This window comes from Thioclava sp. F28-4, assembly GCF_002020045.1.
Taxonomy (GTDB): Bacteria; Pseudomonadota; Alphaproteobacteria; order Rhodobacterales; family Rhodobacteraceae; genus Thioclava; species Thioclava sediminum.
Window position 1 is genome coordinate 40,825 of record NZ_MPZQ01000007.1, and the last position, 22,750, is coordinate 63,574.

At 63.8% G+C, this 22,750-nt stretch carries 29 protein-coding genes; 14 read left to right on the top strand and 15 right to left on the bottom strand.

Annotated features, from left to right (window positions below):
• Positions 1 to 48 precede the first annotated feature (48 nt).
• Positions 49 to 1,173, bottom strand: a complete 1,125-nt coding sequence (gene ald, locus BMI87_RS15085; protein WP_078522450.1) for an alanine dehydrogenase — start codon at positions 1,171 to 1,173, stop codon at positions 49 to 51.
• A gap of 144 nt (positions 1,174 to 1,317) precedes the next feature.
• Here ald and BMI87_RS15090 point away from each other — a divergent pair, with 144 nt between their 5' ends.
• Entirely contained in the window at positions 1,318 to 1,782 is a 465-nt protein-coding gene (locus BMI87_RS15090) for an Lrp/AsnC family transcriptional regulator (RefSeq protein ID WP_078522451.1), read from the top strand.
• Between the two features lie 3 nt (positions 1,783 to 1,785).
• Here the strand turns inward: BMI87_RS15090 and BMI87_RS15095 are convergent, their stop codons facing one another.
• A complete protein-coding gene (locus BMI87_RS15095) occupies positions 1,786 to 3,234 on the bottom strand; it encodes a TrkH family potassium uptake protein (RefSeq protein ID WP_078522452.1) in 1,449 nt (482 codons plus the stop codon).
• A 206-nt stretch (positions 3,235 to 3,440) separates the two neighbouring features.
• Positions 3,441 to 3,647: a 30S ribosomal protein S21 gene (gene rpsU / locus BMI87_RS15100; protein ID WP_011748553.1), complete on the bottom strand. Its 207-nt coding sequence runs from the start codon at positions 3,645 to 3,647 to the stop codon at positions 3,441 to 3,443.
• A gap of 107 nt (positions 3,648 to 3,754) precedes the next feature.
• On the opposite strand from rpsU, the gene BMI87_RS15105 reads away from it, so the two are divergent.
• From BMI87_RS15105 to BMI87_RS15115, 3 genes are all read left to right on the top strand, one after another.
• On the top strand, positions 3,755 to 4,423 hold the full coding sequence (locus BMI87_RS15105; protein ID WP_078522453.1) for a COQ9 family protein: 669 nt from the start codon (positions 3,755 to 3,757) through the stop codon (positions 4,421 to 4,423).
• A 14-nt stretch (positions 4,424 to 4,437) separates the two neighbouring features.
• On the top strand, positions 4,438 to 5,424 hold the full coding sequence (locus tag BMI87_RS15110) for an NAD(P)H-quinone oxidoreductase (protein WP_078522631.1): 987 nt from the start codon (positions 4,438 to 4,440) through the stop codon (positions 5,422 to 5,424).
• 65 nt (positions 5,425 to 5,489) lie between these two features.
• Positions 5,490 to 5,954: an STAS/SEC14 domain-containing protein gene (locus tag BMI87_RS15115; RefSeq protein ID WP_078522454.1), complete on the top strand. Its 465-nt coding sequence runs from the start codon at positions 5,490 to 5,492 to the stop codon at positions 5,952 to 5,954.
• A 4-nt stretch (positions 5,955 to 5,958) separates the two neighbouring features.
• Here BMI87_RS15115 and BMI87_RS15120 read toward each other — a convergent pair whose 3' ends face one another.
• Positions 5,959 to 6,609 carry a ribonuclease T2 gene (locus tag BMI87_RS15120; protein ID WP_078522455.1) on the bottom strand — a complete coding sequence of 217 codons (651 nt, stop codon included), beginning with the start codon at positions 6,607 to 6,609 and terminating at the stop codon, positions 5,959 to 5,961.
• Positions 6,610 to 6,741: 132 nt separating this feature from the next.
• Between BMI87_RS15120 and BMI87_RS15125 the strand changes: the two genes are divergently transcribed.
• Positions 6,742 to 7,518 (top strand): DUF1013 domain-containing protein, encoded by a 777-nt coding sequence (locus tag BMI87_RS15125; RefSeq protein WP_078522456.1) that lies wholly within the window; start codon positions 6,742 to 6,744, stop codon positions 7,516 to 7,518.
• 179 nt (positions 7,519 to 7,697) lie between these two features.
• Here the strand turns inward: BMI87_RS15125 and BMI87_RS15130 are convergent, their stop codons facing one another.
• On the bottom strand, positions 7,698 to 8,759 hold the full coding sequence (locus BMI87_RS15130; RefSeq protein ID WP_078522457.1) for a hypothetical protein: 1,062 nt from the start codon (positions 8,757 to 8,759) through the stop codon (positions 7,698 to 7,700).
• A 218-nt stretch (positions 8,760 to 8,977) separates the two neighbouring features.
• On the opposite strand from BMI87_RS15130, the gene BMI87_RS15135 reads away from it, so the two are divergent.
• Positions 8,978 to 9,727 carry an SDR family NAD(P)-dependent oxidoreductase gene (locus BMI87_RS15135; protein ID WP_078522458.1) on the top strand — a complete coding sequence of 250 codons (750 nt, stop codon included), beginning with the start codon at positions 8,978 to 8,980 and terminating at the stop codon, positions 9,725 to 9,727.
• On the opposite strand, the gene BMI87_RS15140 is transcribed toward BMI87_RS15135, so the two are convergent.
• A complete protein-coding gene (locus tag BMI87_RS15140) occupies positions 9,724 to 10,140 on the bottom strand; it encodes a helix-turn-helix transcriptional regulator (RefSeq protein ID WP_078522459.1) in 417 nt (138 codons plus the stop codon). The genes BMI87_RS15135 and BMI87_RS15140 overlap by 4 nt on opposite strands.
• Positions 10,141 to 10,355: 215 nt before the next feature.
• Between BMI87_RS15140 and BMI87_RS15145 the strand changes: the two genes are divergently transcribed.
• The 5 genes from BMI87_RS15145 (at position 10,356) to BMI87_RS15165 (ending at position 12,993) form a co-directional block, all read left to right on the top strand.
• On the top strand, positions 10,356 to 10,712 hold the full coding sequence (locus BMI87_RS15145; RefSeq protein WP_078522460.1) for an AtpZ/AtpI family protein: 357 nt from the start codon (positions 10,356 to 10,358) through the stop codon (positions 10,710 to 10,712).
• 7 nt (positions 10,713 to 10,719) lie between these two features.
• Complete coding sequence (locus BMI87_RS15150) at positions 10,720 to 11,475, top strand: F0F1 ATP synthase subunit A (protein ID WP_093476999.1); 756 nt, start codon at positions 10,720 to 10,722, stop codon at positions 11,473 to 11,475.
• A gap of 64 nt (positions 11,476 to 11,539) precedes the next feature.
• Positions 11,540 to 11,776 carry a F0F1 ATP synthase subunit C gene (locus tag BMI87_RS15155; protein WP_038144344.1) on the top strand — a complete coding sequence of 79 codons (237 nt, stop codon included), beginning with the start codon at positions 11,540 to 11,542 and terminating at the stop codon, positions 11,774 to 11,776.
• 91 nt (positions 11,777 to 11,867) lie between these two features.
• Complete coding sequence (locus BMI87_RS15160; RefSeq protein ID WP_078522462.1) at positions 11,868 to 12,431, top strand: F0F1 ATP synthase subunit B'; 564 nt, start codon at positions 11,868 to 11,870, stop codon at positions 12,429 to 12,431.
• A gap of 4 nt (positions 12,432 to 12,435) precedes the next feature.
• Entirely contained in the window at positions 12,436 to 12,993 is a 558-nt protein-coding gene (locus BMI87_RS15165; RefSeq protein WP_078522463.1) for a F0F1 ATP synthase subunit B, read from the top strand.
• An 83-nt stretch (positions 12,994 to 13,076) separates the two neighbouring features.
• On the opposite strand, the gene BMI87_RS15170 is transcribed toward BMI87_RS15165, so the two are convergent.
• From BMI87_RS15170 to BMI87_RS15180, 3 genes are all read right to left on the bottom strand, one after another.
• The gene (locus BMI87_RS15170) at positions 13,077 to 13,838 is read right to left on the bottom strand and encodes a FadR/GntR family transcriptional regulator (protein WP_078522464.1); all 762 of its coding nucleotides are present in this window, start codon (positions 13,836 to 13,838) and stop codon (positions 13,077 to 13,079) included.
• 98 nt (positions 13,839 to 13,936) lie between these two features.
• Positions 13,937 to 14,617 carry an OmpA family protein gene (locus BMI87_RS15175; protein WP_078522465.1) on the bottom strand — a complete coding sequence of 227 codons (681 nt, stop codon included), beginning with the start codon at positions 14,615 to 14,617 and terminating at the stop codon, positions 13,937 to 13,939.
• 141 nt (positions 14,618 to 14,758) lie between these two features.
• Positions 14,759 to 15,613 carry a methylated-DNA--[protein]-cysteine S-methyltransferase gene (locus BMI87_RS15180; protein WP_078522466.1) on the bottom strand — a complete coding sequence of 285 codons (855 nt, stop codon included), beginning with the start codon at positions 15,611 to 15,613 and terminating at the stop codon, positions 14,759 to 14,761.
• A 115-nt stretch (positions 15,614 to 15,728) separates the two neighbouring features.
• Between BMI87_RS15180 and nth the strand changes: the two genes are divergently transcribed.
• Together nth and BMI87_RS15190 are read left to right on the top strand one after the other, a co-directional pair.
• Positions 15,729 to 16,373: an endonuclease III gene (gene nth / locus BMI87_RS15185; RefSeq protein WP_075773905.1), complete on the top strand. Its 645-nt coding sequence runs from the start codon at positions 15,729 to 15,731 to the stop codon at positions 16,371 to 16,373.
• Entirely contained in the window at positions 16,370 to 17,356 is a 987-nt protein-coding gene (locus BMI87_RS15190) for an adenosine kinase (protein WP_078522467.1), read from the top strand. The genes nth and BMI87_RS15190 overlap by 4 nt, the downstream gene beginning before the upstream one ends.
• 40 nt (positions 17,357 to 17,396) lie before the next feature.
• On the opposite strand, the gene BMI87_RS15195 is transcribed toward BMI87_RS15190, so the two are convergent.
• Together BMI87_RS15195 and BMI87_RS15200 are read right to left on the bottom strand one after the other, a co-directional pair.
• The gene (locus BMI87_RS15195) at positions 17,397 to 17,777 is read right to left on the bottom strand and encodes an HIT domain-containing protein (RefSeq protein ID WP_075773907.1); all 381 of its coding nucleotides are present in this window, start codon (positions 17,775 to 17,777) and stop codon (positions 17,397 to 17,399) included.
• An 11-nt stretch (positions 17,778 to 17,788) separates the two neighbouring features.
• Positions 17,789 to 19,363 (bottom strand): DUF5928 domain-containing protein, encoded by a 1,575-nt coding sequence (locus tag BMI87_RS15200; RefSeq protein WP_078522468.1) that lies wholly within the window; start codon positions 19,361 to 19,363, stop codon positions 17,789 to 17,791.
• Between the two features lie 150 nt (positions 19,364 to 19,513).
• On the opposite strand from BMI87_RS15200, the gene BMI87_RS15205 reads away from it, so the two are divergent.
• Positions 19,514 to 20,332: a sulfotransferase family protein gene (locus BMI87_RS15205; RefSeq protein WP_078522469.1), complete on the top strand. Its 819-nt coding sequence runs from the start codon at positions 19,514 to 19,516 to the stop codon at positions 20,330 to 20,332.
• Here the strand turns inward: BMI87_RS15205 and BMI87_RS15210 are convergent, their stop codons facing one another.
• The 4 genes from BMI87_RS15210 to BMI87_RS15225 are packed head-to-tail and all read right to left on the bottom strand — an operon-like array spanning position 20,333 to position 22,749.
• Positions 20,333 to 20,773, bottom strand: a complete 441-nt coding sequence (locus tag BMI87_RS15210; protein WP_078522470.1) for a molybdenum cofactor biosynthesis protein MoaE — start codon at positions 20,771 to 20,773, stop codon at positions 20,333 to 20,335.
• 1 nt (position 20,774) lies between these two features.
• Positions 20,775 to 21,023, bottom strand: coding sequence for a molybdopterin converting factor subunit 1 (gene moaD, locus BMI87_RS15215; RefSeq protein ID WP_146681626.1), 249 nt, complete (start codon positions 21,021 to 21,023; stop codon positions 20,775 to 20,777).
• Positions 21,016 to 21,645: a CDP-diacylglycerol--glycerol-3-phosphate 3-phosphatidyltransferase gene (gene pgsA, locus BMI87_RS15220; RefSeq protein WP_078522471.1), complete on the bottom strand. Its 630-nt coding sequence runs from the start codon at positions 21,643 to 21,645 to the stop codon at positions 21,016 to 21,018. Before pgsA ends, moaD begins: the two co-directional genes overlap by 8 nt.
• A 45-nt stretch (positions 21,646 to 21,690) precedes the next feature.
• Positions 21,691 to 22,749 carry a lysine-2,3-aminomutase-like protein gene (locus tag BMI87_RS15225; RefSeq protein ID WP_078522472.1) on the bottom strand — a complete coding sequence of 353 codons (1,059 nt, stop codon included), beginning with the start codon at positions 22,747 to 22,749 and terminating at the stop codon, positions 21,691 to 21,693.
• Position 22,750: the final 1 nt, after the last annotated feature.

The window sequence follows — 22,750 nt, forward strand, 5'->3', positions numbered from 1 at the left end:
GCCCGGGGCAAAGCTCCGGGCCGTTTCGTTCGTGGGGCAGGGCGACCCTTATTCGGCTGCGTGCTTCACCGCGTCTGGCGCATCGAGCGGCAGGTCGAGCGCTTCTGCCACAGCCTTGTAGGTCACCTTGCCCGCATGGACGTTGAGGCCCGCGGCCAGGTGCGGATCCTCGGCGCAGGCGCGCTCCCATCCCTTGTCGGCCAGCGCCAGCAGGAACGGCTGCGTCGCGTTCGACAGGGCGAGGGTCGCGGTGCGCGCGACCGCGCCGGGCATGTTGGCCACGCAGTAATGCATCACGCCCTCGACCTCGTAGATCGGGTCGTCATGAGTCGTGGGATGCGAGGTCTCGACGCAGCCGCCCTGATCGATTGCGACATCGACGATCGCCGCGCCGGGCTTCATCGTCTTCAGCATCTCGCGGGTCACCAGTTTCGGGGCGGCGGCCCCGGGGATCAGCACCGCGCCGATCACCAGATCGGAGGCTGCGACCAGCGCTTCGGTCTCGGCCTTCGAAGCATAGGCGGTGCGGAAGGTGCCGCCGAACGTGTCATCGAGATAGCGCAGACGCGGCAGCGACTTGTCGAGCACGGTCACATCCGCCCCCATCCCGGCAGCTACGCGCGCGGCGTTGGTGCCCACGACGCCGCCGCCGATCACGACGACCTTCGCGGGCGACACGCCCGGCACGCCGCCCATCAGCACGCCGCGCCCGCCATTGGCTTTCTGCAGCGTCCAGGCCCCCATCTGCGGCGCGAGGCGACCGGCCACTTCGGACATCGGCGCGAGCAGCGGCAGGGTGCCGTCCTTCGCGGTCACCGTCTCGTAGGCGATGCAGGTCGCGCCCGATTTCATCAGGTCATGGGTCTGCGCCGGGTCGGCGGCCAGATGCAGATAGGTGAAGAGAAGCTGGCCTTCGCGCAGCATCGCGCGCTCGGAGGCCTGCGGCTCTTTCACTTTCACGATCATCTCGGCCTGCGCGAACACATCCGCCGCATCGCCGAGGATTTTCGCGCCAGCCGCCTCGTAATCGCTGTCGGTGAAGCCCGCGCCCTGACCTGCGCCGGTCTCGACCAGCACCTCGTGGCCATGGGCCACCGCCTCTTGTGCCGCAGCCGGGGTCAGCCCGACGCGGAATTCCTGCGCCTTGATCTCGCGCACCGTTCCGATCTTCATCGCGTGTCCTCCTCCAAAAAATGGAAACGTCCTGCCCCCAGTATGCGCTCCGTCACAAGCAAGTGCTTTGCCAATTTGCCGGTTGTGGGCGGGGTGGGTCGCTCGTATCTTCGATGAAATGCGCAAAGATCGGCAGGATATTGCATGAGCGACAAGCTGGACGCGACAGATCGTCGGCTGCTGGAGGTTTTGCAGCGGCAGGGGCGAATCTCCAATGCCGAGCTGAGCGAGCGGGTGAACCTGTCGGCCTCGGCCTGCCACCGCCGGGTGCAGCGGCTGGAGGAGGAGGGCTACATCCGCGATTACGTCGCCCTGCTGAACCCGCGCAAGCTGGGGCGGACCACGACGGTCTATGTCGAGATCAAGCTGTCGAGCCAGGCGGACGAGGTTCTGGACGCGTTCGAGAAGGGCGTGAAGCAGGTGCCCGAGGTGCTCGAATGTCACCTGATGGCGGGGGCTGCGGATTACCTGCTGAAGGTGGTGGCGGCCGATGCCGAGGATTTCGCGCGGCTGCACCGGGCGAAGCTCGCCAACATTCCGGGCGTGGCGCAGATTCAGTCGAGCTTTTCGCTCAAATGCGTAGTCTCGACCACGGCGATGCCGGTCTGAGGCTCAGGCCCGCCAGAAGCGCGGCAGGAACACTACGAGGATCGCGAGCATCCCGATCCGGCCCAGCAGCATTGCGAGCGTCAGCAGCCATGTCGCGGCGTCGCTGAAATCGATCATCGTACCGGTGCGATCGGTCAGTGGGCCGACCCCATAGCCGATATTGCCAAGCGCCCCCCATGTCGCGAAGAGCGCCGAGACGAAATCCGCGCCGGTCATCGAGATCCCGACCGAGATCAGGCCGAGCGTCAGCATGTAGCCGGTGAAGTAGAGGATGAGGGAGGAGAGCACGTCCTCCTCCAACAGCTTGTCGCCAAGGCGCGGTTGCAGGACTCGGTGCGGCATCTGAAGGCGGCGCACGGCGGCGCGGATCACCGCGCCGAGCGCCTGCCAGCGAAAGACCGAGAGCGCGCCCGAGCTTGACCCGGTGCAGCCGCCGATCAGCCCGACCCAATAGGCCAGCACCATCGCGAAGCTCCCCCAATTTGCGACATTGGCGGTGCCGAAACCGGTGCCGGTCATGATCGAGGAAAGGTTGAAGGCGGCGGAGCGGAAGGTTGGTTCGATCCCGTCGGGCGCGTGGGTGTAGCGCCAGATCAGGAGTGCTGCGAGCGCGAGGGCGAACCAGCGCAGGAAGGCGTGGATTTGCGGGTCGTCCCAGAACGGGCGCAGATCGCCGCGGCCAAGCTGGACATAGCGGATGAAGGGCAGCGCCGAGCCCAGCATGAAGATGACACCGGCATATTGCGCGCCCGGCGAAAAGCTCGCGAAGGAGCTGTCATGGGTGCCGAAGCCGCCTGTCGCGATCGTCGCCATCGCGTAGCAGATCGCGTCGAACGAGCTCATGCCCGCGGCGGCATAGCTGATTGCGCAGGCCAGCGTCAGCGAAACATAGACCCAGAGCAGCGAGCGCGCGATGTTATGGGCGCGCGGCATCACCTTGCCCAGCGTATCGAACCCTTCGGCCTGAAAATAGCGCATACCGCCGATGCGCAGCACCGGCAGGAAGATCATCGCGACGAAGGCGATCCCCAGCCCGCCGAACCAGTTCAGCATCCCGCGCCAGAGCACCACCCCGCGCGGCAGCGTGTCGAGATGTTCGAAGACTGTGTAGCCGGTGGTGGTGATGCCCGAGGCGGCCTCGAAATAGGCGTTGGTCCACGTCGCGTGCGGCGCGCCCTCGATGAAGGGCAGGGCTGCGAAGATCGGCAGACCGAGCCAGATCGCCGCCGTGAGCAGATAAGCTTGCCGCGTGTTGAGCCCGTTCGCGCTTTTGGTTCGGGTCGCGAGCGAGAGAACCATCCCGATCAGAGCGGTCTCGACCGCTGCCTCGAAGAATTCCTGCCAGTTCGGATTGAGGTCGCTGAAGTCCAGCGCCGCGGGCACCAGCATCGCGGTCCCGAGGGCCGCGAGGATCAGGCCGAAGAGATGCAGGACGGGCCGGATATCGGACATGTGAAAGCGGTTCCCGCCAGAACGAAGTGCTGGCGCTAGGGTAGGGGGCGCGGCGCTTTAGGCAAGATCAAAGCGGCGGCGGCCGTGCTTTCTTGTGGAGGTGTCTTCCAGAAACCAAAAACCCCCGCGGCCAAGCCTCGGGGGTCATCGGTGCGGGCAAGCCCGCCAGCATTTTCAGGCGCCTTTGCAGACGCGGAGCGGTGCGCTTAGAGCGCGCCTTCGCGCTGAGCCTTCTTGCGTGCCAGTTTACGGGCACGGCGGACGGCTTCGGCTTTCTCGCGCGCTTTTTTGACCGAGGGTTTCTCGAAATGCTGCTTGAGCTTCATCTCGCGGAACACACCCTCGCGCTGAAGCTTTTTCTTCAGAGCACGGAGCGCCTGTTCGACGTTGTTGTCGCGAACGCTGACCTGCATGTGGTGTCACCACCTTCCTAAGTTAGAGTTGCAGTTGCTTGCAGGAGCGCTCCATATAGTCACCAAAAGGCGGTTTGTCTACCGCCAAAGCTGAGAGAGGAAACGCGATGAAAAACGACCATCTCGATATGGACCGCACGCGATCCGAGCTGTTGGCGGCGATCAAGCCGCATGTGCCTTTCGACGGCTGGTCCGAGCCTGCCTTCAAGCTCGCGGTCTCCGACCTGGGGCTCGATCCGGGGCTGGCGCGGGTCGTGTGTCCGCGCGGCGCCGTCGATCTGGCGGTGGCCTATCACCGCGAGGGCGATGCCGCGATGCTCAAGCGTCTGGAAGAGGCCGATCTGTCGGGGATGAAGTTCCGCGACCGGATCGCGACCGCCGTGCGCTTCCGTCTGGAAGAGGCCGATCCGGAGCTGGTGCGCCGCGGGGCCGCGATCTTCGCGCTGCCGCAGAATGCCACGACCGGCTCGAAGCTGATCTGGGAGACCTCGGACAAGATCTGGCGCGCGCTGGGCGACGTCAGCGAGGATTACAACTGGTACACGAAGCGGATGACGCTTTCGGGGGTCTACAGCTCGACCGTGCTTTACTGGATGGGCGATGAGAGCGAGGGCAAGGCCGACACCTGGGCCTTCCTCGACCGCCGCATCGAGGATGTGATGCAGTTCGAAAAGGTGAAAGGCGCGGCGATGAAGCTGCCTTTCCTGCCGAAGCTTCTCGGCGGCATCCGTGCGCCGAAAGGCACTGACGACATGCCGGGCCGGGAGGCGCATTGATGAAACCTGTCGAGATGCCGACCGAGATGCGCTGCGTCGAGATTTCCGAACATGGCGCGCCGGAGGTGCTGACGGAAGTCACCCGCGCCGTGCCGGTTGCGGGCCATGGGGAGATCCTGATCGAGGTGGCCTATGCCGGGGTGAACCGCCCCGATGCGCTGCAACGCGCGGGCGCCTACAACCCGCCGCCGGGCGCGTCGGATTTGCCGGGGCTGGAATGCTCGGGCCGGGTCGCGGCGATCGGGCCGGGTGTCACGGATTGGGAGGTGGGCGATCAGGTCTGCGCGCTGCTACCCGGTGGCGGCTACGCCGAGTATGTGACCTGTCCGGCCGAACATGCGCTGCCCGTGCCTGCGGGGCTCGATCTGAAATCGGCGGCCTGTCTGCCCGAGACCTGCTTCACCGTCTGGTCGACCATGGTGATGCGCGGCGGATTGCAGGCGGGCGAGCGATTCCTGGTGCATGGCGGTTCTTCCGGGATCGGCACGACGGCGATCCAGATCGCGACGGCGCTGGGCGCACGGGTCTTCACCACGGCAGGCAGCCCCGAGAAATGCGCGGTCTGCGAAGAGCTTGGCGCGACGGCGATCAACTACAAGACGGGCGATTTCGTCGATGTGCTGAAGGCCGAAGGCGGGGCGAACCTCGTGCTCGACATGGTGGGCGGTGACTATATCGCGCGCAATATCAAGGCGATGGCCAATGATGCCCGCCTCGTCTTCATCGCCTTCCTCGGCGGACCCAAGGCCGAGATCAACTTCGCGCAGGTCATGGTGAAGCGTCTCACGATCACCGGGGCCACGCTGCGCCCGCAATCGGATGCGGCCAAGGCCGAGATTGCGCGGCAGCTGCGCGCCAATGTCTGGCCGATGATCAATTCGGGCAAGCTGCGCGTGATCCATGACAGCACCTTCCCGCTGGCCGAGGCTGCAAAAGCCCATGAGCGGATGGAGACGAGCCAGCATATTGGCAAGATCGTGTTGGAAGTTGCAGGCGGCTGAACTTTCGTCCCGCGTGCGCCGGGTGTATGCTTCCGGCGTGCGCGGACCAACGAGGGGAGGCGGTCATGAGCGACGGACGCTTTGAATTTCTGGATGGGTATCCGGCCGATGTGCTGGCATTCGAGGCCAAGGGCACGATCGGCGCGGAGGCTTACGAGCAGCATCTGATCCCGGCGGTGGAGGCCAAGATCGCCGCCGAGGGCAAGGTGAAGCTGCTCTATATCATCGGCGACGCATTCGACGGCTACACCGCAAAAGCGGCATGGGACGACACCAAGCTGGGCCTGTCGCATCTGGGCGATTTCGCCGCGGTGGCGCTGGTCAGCGATGTCGACTGGATCCGCTGGGGCGTGCAGGCCTTCGCGCCGATGATCCCCGGCACGGTCAAGCTGTTCCGCTTGAGCGAATTGGATCAGGCCAAGGCGTGGATTTGTGCCGCGGGCAAGGCTGAGGAAGACCACAGCCACGACGTTGCGGCGACGCATAAGCTGCCGACGTTGGAAGATCGCCAGCCGCCGCTCGAGGACTGATCCCTCAGCGCACCTTTTCCATCAGTGCGTTGGGCAGACTGCAATCGCGGATCGTATCGGAGCCGCATTTGCGCGGCTCGAGATCCTTGGTCAGGCAGATGCGGGCCTCCTGAATGCGGCCCGATTTGCAGGTGATGGTGATCTCGTCGGCATCGAGGCCGGGATTGGCCTCCAGAAACGCCTGCTCCACCACCTTCGCGGGCAGTTTCACGTCGCGGTCGAGGTTGGCCAGCACCTCCGGGATTTCGATGCTCGCATAGGCTTCGCGTTCCAGCGCGAAATAGTCCGTGGCCGACAGGCCCGAGCAGCGCCCGTGTTTTTTCCACTCGTACCAGGCCAGCCCCGGCGCGCCGGTCAGATCCTCCATCGCGGCGGTCTGCTGGCGCGAGGGATCGCGATGCGGCGTGCGGCAAAAGCTCGGCCAGCCGCGCTCGTATTGCGGCCAAAGCCCGTGCAGCACGAAAGAATGATCGTGCTTCGGATCGCATTGCGGAGAGTTGCGCGCATCGCCGGTCAGGGCGCACCAAGTGGGCGACCAGCTCAGCGAGAGGACGTAATAGTCAAAATCGCCCGCGCGCTCGCCTTCGGCATGGGCGGGCAGGGCGGCGGTCGAAAGCGCAAGCAGGGCTGCGGCCAGAAGGCTCAAACGAGTCATTTTCTCTTTTCTCCTGACGCGCGATTGACTATATGAGGCGGCAATTCCCCTTCCAGAAATGGACCGCGGCAGGGAATTCCCGCGCCGCAGCCGATTTCTCGGCCCGGGAGAGATATGTAAAGGATGGCTGCAATGACGAACAAGCCCCTGATGGCAAAGGCCACCGCCGTGTGGCTGGTGGACAATACGACGCTCAGCTTCAAGCAGATCGCGGATTTCTGTGGCCTGCACGAACTGGAAGTGCAGGGCATCGCCGATGGTGACGTCGCAACCGGCGTGAAGGGCTTCGATCCGGTCGCCTCGAGCCAGCTCGATCAGGAAGAGATCGATAAGGCCGAGAAAGACCCGATGCACAAGCTCAAGCTGAAGTTCAACAAAGCTGCCGTCGGCGAGGACAAGCGTCGCGGCCCGCGTTACACGCCGCTGTCGAAGCGTCAGGACCGTCCGAACGCGATTCTGTGGCTGGTGAAATTCCACCCGGAACTGGCCGATGCGCAGATCGCGCGTCTCGTCGGCACTACCAAGCCCACGATCCAGTCGATCCGCGAGCGCACGCACTGGAACATCCAGAACATGACCCCGATCGATCCGGTCGCGCTGGGTCTGTGCCGCCAGTCGGAACTGGATATCGAAGTGCAGAAGGCCGCGAAGAAAGCCGCCGCCGAAGGCGTGATGAGCGATGACGAGCGTCGCAAGCTGGTCTCGACCGAGCAGTCGCTGGGCATGCCCGACGAGCCGCGCCTGCCCTCCGGCATCGCCGGTCTGGAGAACTTCTCCTCCTCCGATCTCAAGCAGGAGACCGAGGAAGAGGACGATGCTGCGGATAACGCCGATTACTCGGACGCGGACAGCTTCTTCAACCTGCCCGAGGACGATGACGACGAGGATGAGGACGACAACCGCAAGTAAGTTGTCGCCATCGCGAAGATCAGGGCCGCTCCATCGGGGGCGGCCTTTGTCGTTGCGGTGCAACGGGTCGCGTCGTTGAGGCATTAATAGGAACACGGGCGACGGATGAACCGCCGCCCGTATCTTAAAGGTTGGTGTGAGCTGCCGGAGACCCGACGATCTCCCACGATAGGCGCGGCTTACTGCTTCAGCACCACGGGTTGGAACGAGAATACGCCATCGGATTTCGGATCGACCGTCATCTCGACCCAGCTGTTGTCGCTGCTGCCGAAGACCTCGACGCGGGTGAAATTCGCGGTGCTGCGGCCATCGGACTGGAGCATCGGTTTGTCGACCTTGAAGTAATGCGAGTCGCCGTGGACCAGCAGGACCTGACCGTCGAAGTTATGCGTCTCCTCGACGAGGGTCTTGTAGAAATCGGTGAAGCCATTCTTGTCGTCGAGGGTCGGCAGGAAATCGTCTTCGTAGCCGCCGTCGCTCAGTTCGAACGGGAAGAAGATGTCGGCTTGAATGTCGATCAGGATGCCCGCGTCGTTGTTCTCGCGCGCCTTCGCGAAGGACTCCTTGAGCCATTCCACGTTCTTCGGATTGCGGGCTTCGTATTCCGCGGTCGCGGCATCGCAGTCGGCCTGCGTGCGGTCGGACTTCTTGGTGCATTGCTTGTCGGTCGCGACAAGGTTGTTGTTGCTGCCCGGCACGTTGAGGGCGACGAACATCACGTTGTTGCGCTCGAAACGGCTGTTCTCGCTGTAGGCTTCGCCCGGAGCGCCCTGACGTTCGACGTCGATCGGGTTCGACCCCTGCGACTTCGCGGCATCGAAGAAGGTTTTGCGCAGGTAGGAGAGCCGCTCGACCGGGTCGTAGCTGCCGTTGTTGGTCCGGTGGCAGTCGACCCACTCATTGTCGCCGAGGGCGTAGAGCGTCGGCATGTCGAGGCGGTTGAAGATCGCCTGCACGTCCGCCCCGATCGCCTGATCGGTGCATTCGCTGCTGCCGCTCTTGGTGTCGCCGGCGAAGATCGTGAAGTCGAGATCGTGATCGTTCATCGAGGCGACGGTCTGGTCGATCCAGTTCGCCTTCTCTTCGGGGTCCTTGCTGTAGAACTCGTCGCCCCAGAGCGCGACCTTCAGAACGCCCGCATCGGAGGCGGATTGCGCATGGGCCGGAGCCACCAGCGCGGTCGAGAGAAGGGCAGCGGTGAGCGCTGCGGACAGCGTGAACGAACGGGAAAGGCGTGGCATATATACCCCCAAATGTGACTTGATGTGACGAAGGCCCTGAGGGCGAGGTGCCGTGTCGGACGGCGGGTCGTCGGCTCGGGGCTTCGGGCGTCATAATACCTCGGGCTGTGACAGCCCGCTGACGCCGGGGCGAAGGATTTGTGACGCAGGCCCTGTCGCCGCCGTCTGGACAGTCGTGGCGTCGGGCGCGATGCTCGCCGCGAAAAGAGGAGGAGCAGATGCCGGAATTCGCGAACTATCCAAGCCTGAAAGGCAAATCCGTGATCGTGACCGGGGGCGCCTCGGGGATCGGGGCGCTGATCGTCGAAGGCTTCGCCGCGCAAGGGGCGAAGGTCGGGTTTCTCGACCGTGATGCCGAGGGGAGCGCGGCGATCGCGAAACGGTTCGGCGTCGATTACGAGCTGTGCGACCTGCGCGACATCGCCGCCATGAAAGAGGCGCTGGGTCGGCTATGCGAGAAAATTGGCCCGGCGGATGTGCTGGTGAACAATGCCGCGCGCGACGACCGTCACGACTGGCGCGAGATCGATGCCGAGTATTGGGACGAGCGCCAGCACACGAACCTGCGCCACATGTTCTTCGCGATCCAGACGGTTGCGCCGGACATGATCTCGAAAGGGGCGGGATCGATTATCAATATGGGCTCGAATTCGTGGTGGGAGGCCGGCAGCGGCTTTCCGGCCTATGCGACGGCGAAAGCGGCGGTGCACGGGCTGACCCGCACGATGGCACGCGAATTGGGCGGGCATCGGATCCGGGTCAACACGGTCGTGCCGGGCTGGATCATGACGGATCGGCAGAAAACGCTCTGGGCCACGCCCGAGGCGCTGGAGGATCATCGTCGCAACCAATGCCTGCCCGATCTGATCCAGCCGGAATATGTCGCGCGGATGGTGCTGTTCCTCGCCTCGGACGATGCGGCGATGTGTACCGCGAACAATTACATGGTCGAGGCGGGCTCGATTTAATCGTGTTGCGGCGCGCTGCCGGGCGGCGCGTCGCTTTGCCCATTCTCCACCGGCCCGATTTCCTCCGGTTCGATCTCGATCTGCGCCAGTTCAGCTTCGAGGAATTTCTCGAACGCGTCGAAATCCAGTGGCTCGAACTGGCCGAATCCCTGGATCCATGTCGTGGCGGCGGACATCGCGAGCGGCTCCAGCTTGCACCATTTCACCCGGCCGCGTTTCTCCTGAGAGATCAGCCCGGCATTGGTCAGGATCGCGAGGTGCTTGGAGACGGCCGCGAGCGACATCTCGAAGGGCTCGGCTACGTCGGTCACCGCCATGTCGTCTTCGAGCAGCATCGTCAGGATCGTCCGCCGCGTCGGATCGGCGAGCGCGGCGAAGATCGCATCGAGAGAAGGGGTGGGCGGCGGTAGCATAGCTCCTTGATGGGGTGGCGCGCGATAAACGTCAACCGATCGGTTGAATATGCGATTGCTCGCATTCGCGTGAGCTTGGCGCGGCGCGAATTTGAGGCCTATTTTCAAAATCGTTACGGATCAATGGGTTGTGGGGTGCTTTAAGGGGCCTATCCGGAATTGACTCAGGCGGGGGCCACGGCTATCACGGCCGAGACCTGAGTGGGGGCCGAACCATGCCTGATCACCGCTCCGACGAGCCCGATCCCGAGCGCCTCGCAGCGCTTGAGAAGAAGCTTGCGGCAGTGAGAAAGACGCAAGAGCCGCCTCCGCAACGTGCCGATCATCATCTGTCCCAGGCGAATATGGCCTGGCGTATGGTGATCGAAATGGTTTCGGGGCTGGGGATCGGCTTCGGCATCGGATACGGGCTGGATGTGCTTATGGGCACGATGCCTTGGATGATGGTGCTGTTCACGCTTCTCGGGCTCGCGGCCGGGGTGAAGGTGATGCTTCGCTCGGCCAAGGAAATGAACGAAGAGCGTGCGGCCGACATGGCCGATGAAGAGGAAGACGACCGTGGCAACTCTTGAACAGGAAATGCGCAGTGAACTGACCTTCCACCCGATGGATCAGTTTATCGTTAAGCCCCTCTTCGGCGATGGCCCGGTGCACTGGTACACGCCGACCAATGCGACGCTGTGGATGGCGATCGCCGTTCTGGCGATCTTCTTCATGCTCGTCATCGGCACCCGCGGCCGTGCCGTGGTGCCCTCGCGCGCCCAGTCGATCGCGGAGCTGTCCTACGGCTTCATTCACAAGATGGTCGAGGACGTGGCGGGCAAGGACGCGCTGAAGTTCTTCCCCTATATCTTCACGGTCTTCCTGTTCATCGTCTTCTCGAACTTCCTCGGCCTGCTGCCGCGCGGCTTCACCACGACCTCGCATATCGCTGTGACCGGTCTGCTGGCGATCGCCGTGTTCGTTGCGGTGACCGTGATCGGTTTCGTCAAGAACGGCGCGGGCTTCCTGAGCCTGTTCTGGGTGGCCTCGGCGCCGCTGGCGCTGCGCCCGATCCTCGCGATCATCGAGATCATCTCCTACTTCGTGCGCCCCGTCAGCCACTCCATTCGTCTTGCGGGCAACATGATGGCTGGCCACGCGGTTATGAAAGTCTTCGCCGCCTTCGCGCCGCTGATCCTGTTCTCGGGCGTCGGCATCGCCGTCACCCCGCTGTCGATCCTCGCGATCACCGCGATGTACGGGCTCGAAGTTCTCGTGGCCTTCATTCAGGCCTATGTCTTCACGATCCTGACCTGCGTCTATCTGCGCGACGCGCTTCACCCGGCACACTGACCGGATAACGGATCGAACCAGTTCACCAAATTTCTGCCACTTCCAACCTCAAGGAGTTACGACAATGGAAGGCAATATCGTTCAAATGGGTGCTTACATCGGCGCTGGTCTGGCCTGCATGGGCATGGGCGGCTCGGCTATCGGTGTGGGCAACGTTGCCGGCAACTTCCTGTCGGGCGCACTGCGCAACCCCTCGGCGGCCGCTGGCCAGACCGCGACCCTCTTCATCGGCATCGCCTTCGCAGAAGCGCTCGGGATCTTCTCGTTCCTCGTCGCGCTGCTGCTGATGTTCGCCGTCTGATCCAGCACGCTTTTCCTTGAGGGCGGGTGGGCTCATTCGGAGCCCATCCCGTGACCCGCAAGGGGATTTGTGATCAGGGTCGAGGGACGACATGGCAAGCGAAACGCAAAATACAGCGCACGCAGCCGCTGATGCGGCCCAAGGCGCGGCACATACCGCGCAAAAGGCCGGTATGCCGCAGCTCGACTTCTCGAGCTACCCGAACCAGATCTTCTGGCTCGTGGTCGCTCTGGTCGCGATCTACTGGCTGCTGACGCGCATCGCACTGCCCCGGATCGAGGCAGTTCTCGCCGATCGTCAGGGCACGATCGCGGGTGACATCGCCGCGGCCGAAGACTTCAAGCGCAAGGCCGAAGAGGCCGAAGCCGCTTACGAGAAGGCTCTGGCCGAAGCACGCGCTCAGGCGCAGAAGATCGCAGGCGAAACCAAGGCCGAGATCCAAAAGGACCTCGACGCGGCTATCGCCAAGGCAGATGCCGAGATCGCCGCACGCTCCGCGGAATCGGAAGCCCGCATCGCGGAAATCCGTGACGGCGCGCTTGCAGCGGTCGATCAGGTCGCCAAGGACACCGCCGGCGAGATCGTCGCGGCTCTGGGTGGCAATTCGGACGCATCGGCTGTCAACGCGGCTGTCGAACAACGGCTGAAAGGGTAAGACGATGAAGAAACTCTCGCTTCTCCTTCCGTTCGTGGCGGCACAGCCCGCCTTCGCAGCGACGGGCCCGTTCTTCTCGCTTTGGAACACGAACTTCATCGTGACCATCGCCTTCATCATCTTCGTGGGCATCGTGCTCTACGCGAAGGTGCCGGGCATGCTGGGCAAGATGCTCGACAAGCGCGCGACGAACATCCGCTCGGATCTCGACGAAGCGCGCAAGCTTCGTGACGAGGCGCAAGCAGTTCTCGCCAGCTACGAGCGCAAATCGCGCGAAGTGCAGGGGCAGGCCGACCAGATCGTCGCCGCCGCCAAGCGCGACGCCGAAGCCGCTGCCGAGAAGGCCAAGGAAGACCTGAAGGTCTCGATCGAGCGCCGCCTGAAGGCCGCTGACGAGCAGATCGCCTCGGCCGAGGCGCAGGCTCTGAAAGAGGTCAAGGACCGTGCCGTGTCGGTCGCCGTGGCCGCCGCTGGTGACGTGCTCGCCAAGCAGCTGAGCGCGTCGGACCGTGCCGCGATGATCGACAGCTCGCTTTCGGAAGTCGAACAGCGCCTGAACTGATCTCCCCCTAACGGGTGACATTGAAAACCCCGGTCCGATGGGTCGGGGTTTTTCTTTGTCTTGAGCTCAGAGGTTATGTGGGCTCAGCGATTATGTTCGAGACGTAAGCGCGCGGTGGCTTCGTTGCGCTCGGCCCGGCGCATCGCCGCCATCTCGACTTCGACGAATTCCATATGGGCCGCGATGGCCTTGCGCGCGGCAGAGGCGTCGCGGCGCTGGATCGCCTCGTTGATCGCCCGGTGCTGGTCGAGCAGCTTGCTGCGCGTGCCCCGGTTCCGGAACATCATCGAGCGGTTGTAGAATACGCCCTCTGCCAGCAGGTCGAACATCGCGCGCATCATGTGGATCATGATGACGTTATGGCTCGCCTCGATGATCGCCATGTGGAACTGCGCATCGAGCTGCGCCTCCTGCGTGGGATTGCGCTTGGAATGGGCCGCTTCCATCTGCGAGAACAGGGTCTGGATCACCGCGAGATCGGTATCCGAGCCGCATTGCGCCGCGCGCTCGGCGGCGAGCCCCTCCATGTCGCGGCGGAACGAGATGTAGTCGAACAGCGCCTGATCGTTGCGCGCAAACAGCCGGATCAGCGCGGGCGAGAAGGCGGAATCGAGCACCTCGGCGACATAAATCCCGGCCCCGGCGCGTGTGGTCAGAAGACCCGACTCCTGTAGCTCCGCGACCGCTTCACGCAGGCTCGGACGCGACACGCCGAGACGTTCGGACAGCTCTCGCTCGGAGGGGAGGCGCTCACCGGGGCGCAGAATGCCCTGCAGGATGAGCTGCTCGATCTGGCGCACGACAGCATTCGCGAGCTTCTCGGATTCGATCTTCTGAAATGGCATGCACCCCTCCATGTGGTAAAGATGTATGACCAGATCGGGTCGTCGGCAATGAAAAAAGGCCGGGTTTCCCCGGCCCTTTTCCCACTCTGATGAGCGATTTAGTTGTTCGGACGAATGATGAATTCGACCCGGCGGTTCGCCTGACGCCCCTCGGCGGTCAGGTTGCTCGCGATAGGTTGATCCTCGCCGCGGCCGGTCGGGATCACGCGGTAGCTCGGAACGCCGCCGTTGATCAGGACATTGGCCACCGACTGCGCGCGCTGACGCGACAGGCGCATGTTGTAGGCCGCATCGCCGGTGTTGTCGGTATGGCCGACGACTTCGACGGTGGTGTCCGGATAGCGGTTTAGGCTGCCTGCGAGCGTGTACAGATCGCGCTGCAGATCGGGGCGCACGGCCGCGCTGTCGGTCGCGAAGAGCACGTCTTGCGGCATCGTCACGATCAGCTGGTTGCCCTGACGCACGACGCTGACGCCGTTGGTGGTCAGGTCGCGACGCAGTTCCTGCGCCTGACGGTCGAGCTGCGAACCGATCGCGCCGCCGATCACGCCGCCGACGATCGCGCCGGCTGCGGCTTTGGTCAGCTTTTCGTCGCCTTTGCTCTTGGCGCCGAGGGCGCCGCCGATCAGCGCACCGGTGATCGCACCGGCATTGCGGTTTGCGTTCGGGCTTTGGTCGGGGTTGTTCGCCCCGGTGTAGCCGCCCGGCACACAAGCGGTAAGCGCCATCGCAGCGGCGGCGCTCAGAAGAATGGTTTTGGTCTTGAGAACGGTGGTCATGTTCTGTCTCTGCCTTCTCTGGTCGCCCCATGTCTCGAGGCTTGCCGGAAGATACGCGTAAAATTCGCGCAGGTTCCATGCCCTTTTCGTGAAGCGCGGAAATCCGCGCATCATCTGGCGGTAGAAGCGGCGGAGGGACGCTCAATCGGCCTCTGCGCGGGCGCCTTCCCAGCCCAGAATCGCGCGTTTGACGCCCAGACCCCAGTGATAGCCGCCCAATCCGCCCGATTTGCGCAGGGCGCGGTGGCAGGGAATCAGGAAGGAGATCGGGTTGCGGCCCACGGCGGTGCCCACGGCGCGCACGGCCTTGGGGTTGCCGATCGCCTCGGCGATGTCGGAATAGGTGGTGACCTGCCCCGAAGGAATCGAGAGCAGCGCCTCCCAGACCTTGATCTGGAAGGGCGCACCGATCAGCGTCAGCTTCGCCTCGCCGTGGCGGCTGAACGCGGCCTCGACCCAAGGACGCAGCGGCTCGGGGTCTTCGGTGAAGCAGGCGTCGGGCCAGCGGCGGGCGAGGTCGTCAAAGGTCTCGCGTTCGCCCATCTCGGCGGTGAAGCCCATACCGCAGAGACCCTGATCGGTGCCCATCGCGATCACCGGACCGAAGGGGCTGTCGAACCGCCCCCAGCGGATCGCGACACCTTCGCCGCCGCGGGCAAACGCGCCGGGCGTCATCGCCTCCCAGCGCAGCACCAGATCGTGCAGCCGCCCCGTGCCCGACAGTCCCGCGCGGTCGGCGACCTCGTCGAGCGGCAGGCGCTGGCTCAGCAATTCACGCACGAAGTCGAGCGTCAGATATTGCTGGTAGCGTTTCGGAGAGACCCCGACCCAGGCCGAAAACAGCCGGTGGAAATGCGCGGGGCTCATCGACAGCCGCGCCGAGATCGCTTCGAGCGTCAGCAATTCACCCGCCGCTTGTGCTGCGTCGATCTCGGCCAGCGCGCGGGCGATGACCTGATAGTGGTAGCTCTCGGCAATGTCGCTGTGGTCGTTCATCACGCACCTCTTGGTTCTGGTCGATCCTAAGGCGCGGGCGGCAGGCGCGCGACCCGAAAGCTGCGGTTTCACGGGTGGCCTTGCCCTTCGCGCGCGTGGCGGGCATTAGGAAAGCATGGCCAAGCAATTCGATTATGCCACGATGAAAGAGGTCTTCGCGCGGTTCGAAGCCTCGGAACCCCATCCCAAGGGGGAGCTCGAACACGTCAACGCCTATACGCTGGTGGTGGCCGTGGCGCTGTCTGCGCAGGCGACCGATGCGGGGGTCAACAAGGCGACGCGGAAACTTTTCGCCGTGGCCGACACGCCCGAGAAAATGCTGGAGCTGGGCCTCGAGGGCGTGACCGAGCATATCAAGACGATCGGTCTGTTCCGGCAGAAGGCGAAGAACGTCATCAAGCTGAGCCAGATCCTCGTCGATCAGTATAACGGTGAGGTGCCGTCCTCGCGTGCCGCGCTGCAATCGCTGCCGGGCGTGGGGCGCAAGACCGCGAATGTCGTGCTGAACATGTGGTTCGGCCATCCCGCGCAGGCGGTCGACACGCATATCTTCCGCGTCGGAAACCGCAGCGGCATCTGTCCGGGCAAGGATGTGGACGCGGTCGAGCGCGCCATCGAAGACAACGTGCCCGTCGAATACCAGCGCCACGCCCATCACTGGCTGATCCTGCACGGTCGCTATATCTGCGTGGCGCGCAAACCCAAATGTCAGGCCTGTCCGATCAAGGATCTGTGCCAGTTTGAGGAGAAAAACCTTTGAAACAGTATCAGGTCGTCGGCATCGGCAATGCCGTCGTGGACGTGATCGCGCAATGCGACGACAGCTTTCTCGAGCATATGGGCATCGAGAAAGGCATCATGCAGCTGATCGAGCGTGAACGCGGCGAGACGCTCTACGGTGCCATGAAAGAGCGCACGCAGGCGCCGGGCGGCTCGGTCGGCAACACAATCGCGGGGCTGGGCAATCTCGGGCTCACGACCGCCTTTATCGGCCGGGTGCGCGACGACACGCTGGGGCGCTTCTACGAGGCGGCTCTGCATGGCGAGGGCACGGATTTCCCGAACCCGCCAGTGAAGGATGGCGAGCTGCCGACCTCGCGTTCGATGATTTTCGTGACGCCGGACGGTGAGCGCTCGATGAACACCTATCTGGGGATCTCGGCGGAGGTCTCGACCGAGGATGTGAGCCTCGAGGTGGTGGAGAACACGCAGATCCTGTTCCTCGAAGGCTATCTCTTCGACAAGGATCATGGGAAGGCCGCGTTCCTGAAGGCGGCGCAGGGCTGTCACCGGGGCGGCGGCAAGGCCGGGATCGCGCTGTCGGACCCGTTTTGCGTCGATCGTCACCGCGCCGATTTCCGCCGTCTCGTGCGCGACCAGATGGATTACGTGATCGGCAACCAGCATGAATGGGAATCGCTCTACCAGACCGATCTGGACGCGGCGCTGAAGCAGGCCGCTGAGGAATGCGAGCTGGTGGTCTGCACCCGCTCGGGCGACGACGTGATCCTGATCCGTGGCGAGGAACGCGCGACGGTTCCGGTCAAGCGCGTGGTGCCGGTCGATGCGACAGGCGCGGGCGATCAGTTCGCTGCCGGCTTCCTTTACGGCTACGCGACGGGGCAGAGCCTAGAGACTGCGGGCAAGATGGGCTGCGCTGCGGCGGCCGAGGTGATCGGCCATTACGGCGCACGGCCCGAGATCGATGTGAAGGCGCTGTTTGCAGAGCGCGGCCTCATCTGAGCCTCTTAGGCGCGCCCATGCCTAGGGCGCGCCGCCAGACTTAGCGCATCAGCAGCATCGGCCCGAGCGGGCGACCTGCGAGAATGTGCAGGTGGTAATGCGGCACTTCCTGCACGCCGTTCTCGCCCGCATTGGTGATGCCGCGATAGCCCTCGCCGCCTTCGCCCGGGCTCGCGCCGGTCATCTTGCAGACCTCGGCCACGGTGCGGTGGAAATCGACGATCTCGGCATCGCTGGCTTCGGCGCAGAAATGATCGAGCGCGACATAGGCGCCTTTCGGGATCACCAGCACATGCTCGGGCGCTTTCGGGGCGATGTCGCGGAAAGCCAGCGTGTGCTCCGTCTCCAGAACGGTGTCGTTCGGGATCTCGCCGCGCAGGATCTTGGCGAAGATGTTCTGGTCGTCATAGGTATAGGCCATGGCCTCTCTCCTCAATCGCGGAAGATGTAGTCGAGTTCGGCCAATTCCTGCGCCATATCGGAAGGGATGTCGAGCGCATGGGCCAGCGCGCGGGCGTTGTCTTCGATCTCGCCGCCCTCGCGCATGAGCGCGTAATTCTCGAACTCGGCATCGCGGAGCCGTTCGGACTCGTGGTGCAGATCGGCGCGGATCGTCGGCAGCATCTGCTCCACCACCTGTGGCGGCGTATGCTGCCCCGCGAGGCCGACGCGCTGCGCGTGACCCTTGAGATAGTCGTCGGAGAACTGACACTCGATCTCGAGGATGCGGGTCTGGCATTTGTCGCGGGTGAAATCCTCGATCACGTCCAGTTCGGCGGGATCGACGCAGATCACCATGCGGTCGGCGTTCTCGTGGTCGAAGACCATCCGCATCAGCGCGCGGCGGTGACGGTTGCGCTTTTCCGGGCTGGTCTCGATGCCGCCGAGATCGGGCAGGGGGCCCATCTCGTTGAAGACGTAATCGAGCGCGGGGATCGAGGAGCGTTTGCGGAACTCGGTCACCAGCCGTTTCGCGACATGCCATTTCTTGCACAGGATCAGGGTCAGCGTGCGCTCGCGGCCCAAGGTCGCCTCCGCCTCCCAGAAGCGCGGTGCGAAGCGACGGCCGATCCGGCCGCGTCCGGTGAGGAAGCGATGCAGCGCGCGGCCCTCGTTCGAAACGGCGAACTCGACGCCTTCGCGCGTCCACAACTCGCCCAGACGCTGCTTCAGGTCGCGCGCTTCGGGGCTGATCTTGCGCGCGAAGAGGTAATCCTGCGCCAGCAGCAGATCGTAATGGTCGTTGTAGAAATTCGCGGGCATCCCGTAATCGGTGAACATCAGGAAGGTCAGCGTCCGGGTGCGGATCTCGGTCTCGGGGATCAGGTGATGGACGATGGTCTGAAAGAAGGTCTCGTCGGGGATCCATGTCGTGCGGAAGAACCGCATCACATCGGGCCGCGCCTTGATGAAATCGAGCACCTGCTCCATCGTGCGGCGGCGCAGGCACCACCATTGCGAGCCGATCATCATCTGAAGATCGCCGGGCACCTCGCGCGACAGCTTCAGCTGCTTTTGCAGGTTATAGGCGAGGTAGAACCGCTTGGGTTGATTGCGCTCGTTGAACCAGTGGCGATAGACCAGCCGGTCTTCCTTCATCCCCGTCTTGATCCAGCCCGACGAAAAGAAGTCGAAGCTTTCGATATAATCGACCTCTTCCGCATCGAGGAAGTTATGCGCGTATTCGGCCGATTTGATCTGCATGCAATCGCCCGAGAGCATGTAGAAATGCGTGGCGCGCGGGAAATCGGCGACCGCGGCTTTTACTGCTTCCAGAGTCGCGGCGACGAGGCTCCATTCGCCCCAGCCGCATTTGACGCGCTTTTTCGCGAAAGTGACATTGGGATTGGCATCGAGCGCGCTGCGCAGCTTGCGGTAATGCTCTGGCTTGGCGCGCGCGTCGAAATGGATCGCCACATAATCACCCGTCTGCGTCAGCCGTTCCGCCTGCGCGATGATCCCGTCAGGATCCTTATGGGTCAGAAGAATAAAGGCGATTCGGGCCATACGGGAAACGATGCGATGTCACTTGCTGGTATTATCCGACTTGTTAGCCGGAATGAGCGTTGAAAAGACAGGACTTCTTTGCTCTTTACTCGATATTTATTATGTCTGCGTTACCCGGTCACGGGTATGCGACCTTCTGGAGGGCTTTGAATGGGATTTCCCGGAACCTGGATGACCGAGAGCGAAAGCATGGTGTATCGCGTCGTGCCGAAATGCGCCTGCTCCTCCATCGGGCAGATCATGTTCTATTCCGATCACGGGAAATTCTTCGACGGCGACATCCACGATTCCAAGGCCGGGCTGCACAAGTGGTCGCAGGACGAAAGCCAGCAGCCGATCACCGAGAACGTGGTGGCCCACAAAAGCTACGCCTTCACCTGCGTGCGCAATCCCTATCAGCGCATCCTGTCGTCCTTCTTCGACAAGATCGCGGGCATCCAGCGCAACGGCAAACGCTATCGCGGCAAGCTGGTGCCGCAGCTGATCCAGAAATACGGGATCGAGGTCGGCTCGCCCGAGGATAATTTCGATTTCGACCAGATCGCCTCGTTCCGCCGCTTCCTTCTGTTTGCGCGCGACACGATCCGCTGGCGCCGCCCGATGGAGCCGGACATTCACTGGTCGGCCATGTCGGGTCACATCTCGACCTTCATCGTCAATGGCGGGCGCTACGACAACATCTTCTTCACCGAGAAATTCAACGAGGGCATGCAGTCGGTGCTCGACGCGGTCGAAACGCCGGTGAAGGTCGATCTGGCCGAGGTGCCGCGGTTCAACGAATCCGAAGGGCACGGGCCGAAGCGCGCGCATAAGGTGAGCGATTATTTCGATGACCTGTCGCGCCACCTGATCTGGGAAATCTACAAGAAGGATTTCCAGCTGTTCCAATACGATTTCGACGATCCGGACAACAAGCTGCCGATTGGAGAGGTCGATCTGGACGAGGTGCACGCCAAGCTGGGCGACTGATCACCAGCGCTTCAGCGCGTCCTCGTCTTCATCCTTCGCGGCGACCCAGGAAGTGCCCTCGGGCCCGTGTTCCTTCTTCCAGAAGGGCGCGCGGGATTTGAGGTAATCCATCAGGAACTCGGCGGCTTCAAACGCCGCGACGCGGTGGCGCGCGGCGGTGGCGACCATCATGATCTGCTCGCCCACGCCCAGCCGTCCGTGGCGGTGGATCACGGTCACATCCGACAGGGACCAACGCTCGACCGCCTGATCGACGATGCCAGCGATCGCGCGTTCGGTCATGCCGGGGTAATGCTCCAGCTCCAGCGCCTCCATCGCGCCGGTGTCGTCGCGCACGATGCCGGTGAAGCTGACGACGGCGCCGACATCCGCACGGCCCGTGCCGAAATCGGCAAGTTCTGCGCCCAGATCGAAGGGCTCGGCCTGAACGGAGACTTTCATCTCAGCCCCCTGTCATCGGCGGGAAGAAGGCCACCTCGCGCACGCCTTCGAGCGGCGCGTCGAACTCCGCCAGATCCTGATCGAGCGCGACGCGCAGCGCAGAAATATCCGCGAAAGCCGCCTCGTAGCGCGGCTCGCGCGACTTCAGCTCCTCGACGAGGTCGGCCACGGTTGCGGCCTGCGTCTCGACCTTTTCGCGCGGAACGCCGATCCGTTCGCGGACCCAGGCGAAATAGAGCACGTCAATCATGGCTCGGCTCCTTCAGATAGGGCAGGGCCTTGCGGAAATAGTCCCAGCCGGTGATCGCGGTCAGAACGGCGGCGATCCAGATCAGCGCGAGGCCGACATGGGTCGCGAAATCGGCAGGCGTGGCGCCCAAGCGGATATCGCCCTCGCCGGCGCGCGGGGCCTGACCCTGTTCGAGATAGGCGAGCCCGGTGCCGAGGAACAGCACGGCAATCGCCACCATCTGCGCGGTCGTCTTCCACTTTGCGAGCTTGGTCACCCGCAGCCGCCCGGCATCCGCGCCGAGGAATTCGCGCAGCCCCGAGACGAAGACTTCGCGGAACAGGATTACGGTGGCGGGCAGGATCAGCCACGGGTTCATGCCCGAATAGCCGGTCAGCACCACCAGCGCGATCACCACCATCGCCTTGTCGGCGATCGGGTCGAGCATCGCGCCGAAGCGGCTCTCCTGTTTCCACGCCCGGGCGAGATAGCCATCGAACCAGTCGGTGATCGCCGCGCTGATGAAGAGCGCAAGCGCCAGCCAGTCGGCCCATGGGCGAGAAAAATAAAGGAACAAGACCGCCACACCGGGGGCAGCCAAGAGCCTGAGCACAGTCAGGATATTGGGAAGGGTCCATTTCATGGGAGGCAACCTAGCTGCGTGGTTCGCAAAGCGGAAGAGGGCGCGTTAACGGGTCGCGGGATCGCGATATGCATGCACCGTCCCATTGCGGTCGGTAACGCACCAATCTCCGGGGCTGTCGCCCGGTGCGAAGTGTTCCGAGGTGATTGGCACCTTGCCGTGCCCGCCGGGGATGTCGAGCACGTAGGTTGGCAGCATCGTCCCCGAGCAGCGGCGGCGCAGCTCGGCCATCAGCGCGCGGCCTTCCGCGATGGAGGTGCGGAAATGCGAGGTGCCGCGCGCGAGATCGCAATGGTGCAGGTAATAGGGTTTGACCCGCAGCTTGGTGAGGGCGCGGAACAGCGCCTCTAGCGCGTCGGCGCTGGCGTTGACGCCCCGCAGCAGCACGGTTTGCGACAGCATCGGGATGCCGTGATCCACCAGTCGCGCGATAGCATCGCGGGCGGCGGGCGTCAGTTCCTGCGCGTGGTTGGTGTGCAGCACGATCCACGCGGTCGGCGCGGCGCGCAGGATCGTGCAGAGCTGTTCGGTGATCCGCTCGGAGGCGACGACCGGCACGCGGGTATGCAGCCGGATCTGGTCGAGATGCGCGATTGCAGAGAGGCAGTCGAGCACCGCGCCGAGCCTGCGCGTCGAGAGCGTCAGCGGATCGCCCCCGGTCAGGATCACCTCGCGAATGGCCGGGGTCGCCGCGATATAATCGAGCGCCTGCGTCAATTGATTTTCCGGCAGCGGCCCGGTTTCGCCCACCGTCTCGCGGCGGAAGCAGAAGCGGCAATAGACGTCGCAGGTCTTCGTAATGTGCAGGATCACCCGGTCGGGATAGCGATGCGTCAGCCCCGGAGCGGGGGAGTGCGCGTCGTCGCCGATCGGATCTTCGAGCTCTTCGGGACGGGTGAGCAGTTCGCCAGCGGAGGGCACGAATTGCGCGGCCACCGGATCGGTCGGATCGGCAATCGCCTCGCGCATCTCGGGTGTGACGCGGATGCGGAATTCCTCGGCCACCCGCTCCAGATCTGCGCGCGCTTCCGTGGAGGTTAGCCCGTCGCGTTCGAGATCGGCCACGCGGGTCAGCGCGCGGGGGTGGCGGCTGTGATCGGTCATC

What these genes read in the sequence shown, in the direction of transcription:
- ald (WP_078522450.1), bottom strand. Translation starts at nt 1,173, where the DNA reads ATGAAGATCGGAACGGTGCGCGAGATCAAGGCGCAGGAATTCCGCGTC.
- BMI87_RS15090 (WP_078522451.1), top strand. Translation starts at nt 1,318, where the DNA reads ATGAGCGACAAGCTGGACGCGACAGATCGTCGGCTGCTGGAGGTTTTG.
- BMI87_RS15095 (WP_078522452.1), bottom strand. Translation starts at nt 3,234, where the DNA reads ATGTCCGATATCCGGCCCGTCCTGCATCTCTTCGGCCTGATCCTCGCG.
- rpsU (WP_011748553.1), bottom strand. Translation starts at nt 3,647, where the DNA reads ATGCAGGTCAGCGTTCGCGACAACAACGTCGAACAGGCGCTCCGTGCT.
- BMI87_RS15105 (WP_078522453.1), top strand. Translation starts at nt 3,755, where the DNA reads ATGAAAAACGACCATCTCGATATGGACCGCACGCGATCCGAGCTGTTG.
- BMI87_RS15110 (WP_078522631.1), top strand. Translation starts at nt 4,438, where the DNA reads ATGCCGACCGAGATGCGCTGCGTCGAGATTTCCGAACATGGCGCGCCG.
- BMI87_RS15115 (WP_078522454.1), top strand. Translation starts at nt 5,490, where the DNA reads ATGAGCGACGGACGCTTTGAATTTCTGGATGGGTATCCGGCCGATGTG.
- BMI87_RS15120 (WP_078522455.1), bottom strand. Translation starts at nt 6,609, where the DNA reads ATGACTCGTTTGAGCCTTCTGGCCGCAGCCCTGCTTGCGCTTTCGACC.
- BMI87_RS15125 (WP_078522456.1), top strand. Translation starts at nt 6,742, where the DNA reads ATGACGAACAAGCCCCTGATGGCAAAGGCCACCGCCGTGTGGCTGGTG.
- BMI87_RS15130 (WP_078522457.1), bottom strand. Translation starts at nt 8,759, where the DNA reads ATGCCACGCCTTTCCCGTTCGTTCACGCTGTCCGCAGCGCTCACCGCT.
- BMI87_RS15135 (WP_078522458.1), top strand. Translation starts at nt 8,978, where the DNA reads ATGCCGGAATTCGCGAACTATCCAAGCCTGAAAGGCAAATCCGTGATC.
- BMI87_RS15140 (WP_078522459.1), bottom strand. Translation starts at nt 10,140, where the DNA reads ATGCTACCGCCGCCCACCCCTTCTCTCGATGCGATCTTCGCCGCGCTC.
- BMI87_RS15145 (WP_078522460.1), top strand. Translation starts at nt 10,356, where the DNA reads ATGCCTGATCACCGCTCCGACGAGCCCGATCCCGAGCGCCTCGCAGCG.
- BMI87_RS15150 (WP_093476999.1), top strand. Translation starts at nt 10,720, where the DNA reads ATGCGCAGTGAACTGACCTTCCACCCGATGGATCAGTTTATCGTTAAG.
- BMI87_RS15155 (WP_038144344.1), top strand. Translation starts at nt 11,540, where the DNA reads ATGGAAGGCAATATCGTTCAAATGGGTGCTTACATCGGCGCTGGTCTG.
- BMI87_RS15160 (WP_078522462.1), top strand. Translation starts at nt 11,868, where the DNA reads ATGGCAAGCGAAACGCAAAATACAGCGCACGCAGCCGCTGATGCGGCC.
- BMI87_RS15165 (WP_078522463.1), top strand. Translation starts at nt 12,436, where the DNA reads ATGAAGAAACTCTCGCTTCTCCTTCCGTTCGTGGCGGCACAGCCCGCC.
- BMI87_RS15170 (WP_078522464.1), bottom strand. Translation starts at nt 13,838, where the DNA reads ATGCCATTTCAGAAGATCGAATCCGAGAAGCTCGCGAATGCTGTCGTG.
- BMI87_RS15175 (WP_078522465.1), bottom strand. Translation starts at nt 14,617, where the DNA reads ATGACCACCGTTCTCAAGACCAAAACCATTCTTCTGAGCGCCGCCGCT.
- BMI87_RS15180 (WP_078522466.1), bottom strand. Translation starts at nt 15,613, where the DNA reads ATGAACGACCACAGCGACATTGCCGAGAGCTACCACTATCAGGTCATC.
- nth (WP_075773905.1), top strand. Translation starts at nt 15,729, where the DNA reads ATGGCCAAGCAATTCGATTATGCCACGATGAAAGAGGTCTTCGCGCGG.
- BMI87_RS15195 (WP_075773907.1), bottom strand. Translation starts at nt 17,777, where the DNA reads ATGGCCTATACCTATGACGACCAGAACATCTTCGCCAAGATCCTGCGC.
- BMI87_RS15200 (WP_078522468.1), bottom strand. Translation starts at nt 19,363, where the DNA reads ATGGCCCGAATCGCCTTTATTCTTCTGACCCATAAGGATCCTGACGGG.
- BMI87_RS15205 (WP_078522469.1), top strand. Translation starts at nt 19,514, where the DNA reads ATGGGATTTCCCGGAACCTGGATGACCGAGAGCGAAAGCATGGTGTAT.
- BMI87_RS15210 (WP_078522470.1), bottom strand. Translation starts at nt 20,773, where the DNA reads ATGAAAGTCTCCGTTCAGGCCGAGCCCTTCGATCTGGGCGCAGAACTT.
- moaD (WP_146681626.1), bottom strand. Translation starts at nt 21,023, where the DNA reads ATGATTGACGTGCTCTATTTCGCCTGGGTCCGCGAACGGATCGGCGTT.
- pgsA (WP_078522471.1), bottom strand. Translation starts at nt 21,645, where the DNA reads ATGAAATGGACCCTTCCCAATATCCTGACTGTGCTCAGGCTCTTGGCT.
- BMI87_RS15225 (WP_078522472.1), bottom strand. Translation starts at nt 22,749, where the DNA reads ATGACCGATCACAGCCGCCACCCCCGCGCGCTGACCCGCGTGGCCGAT.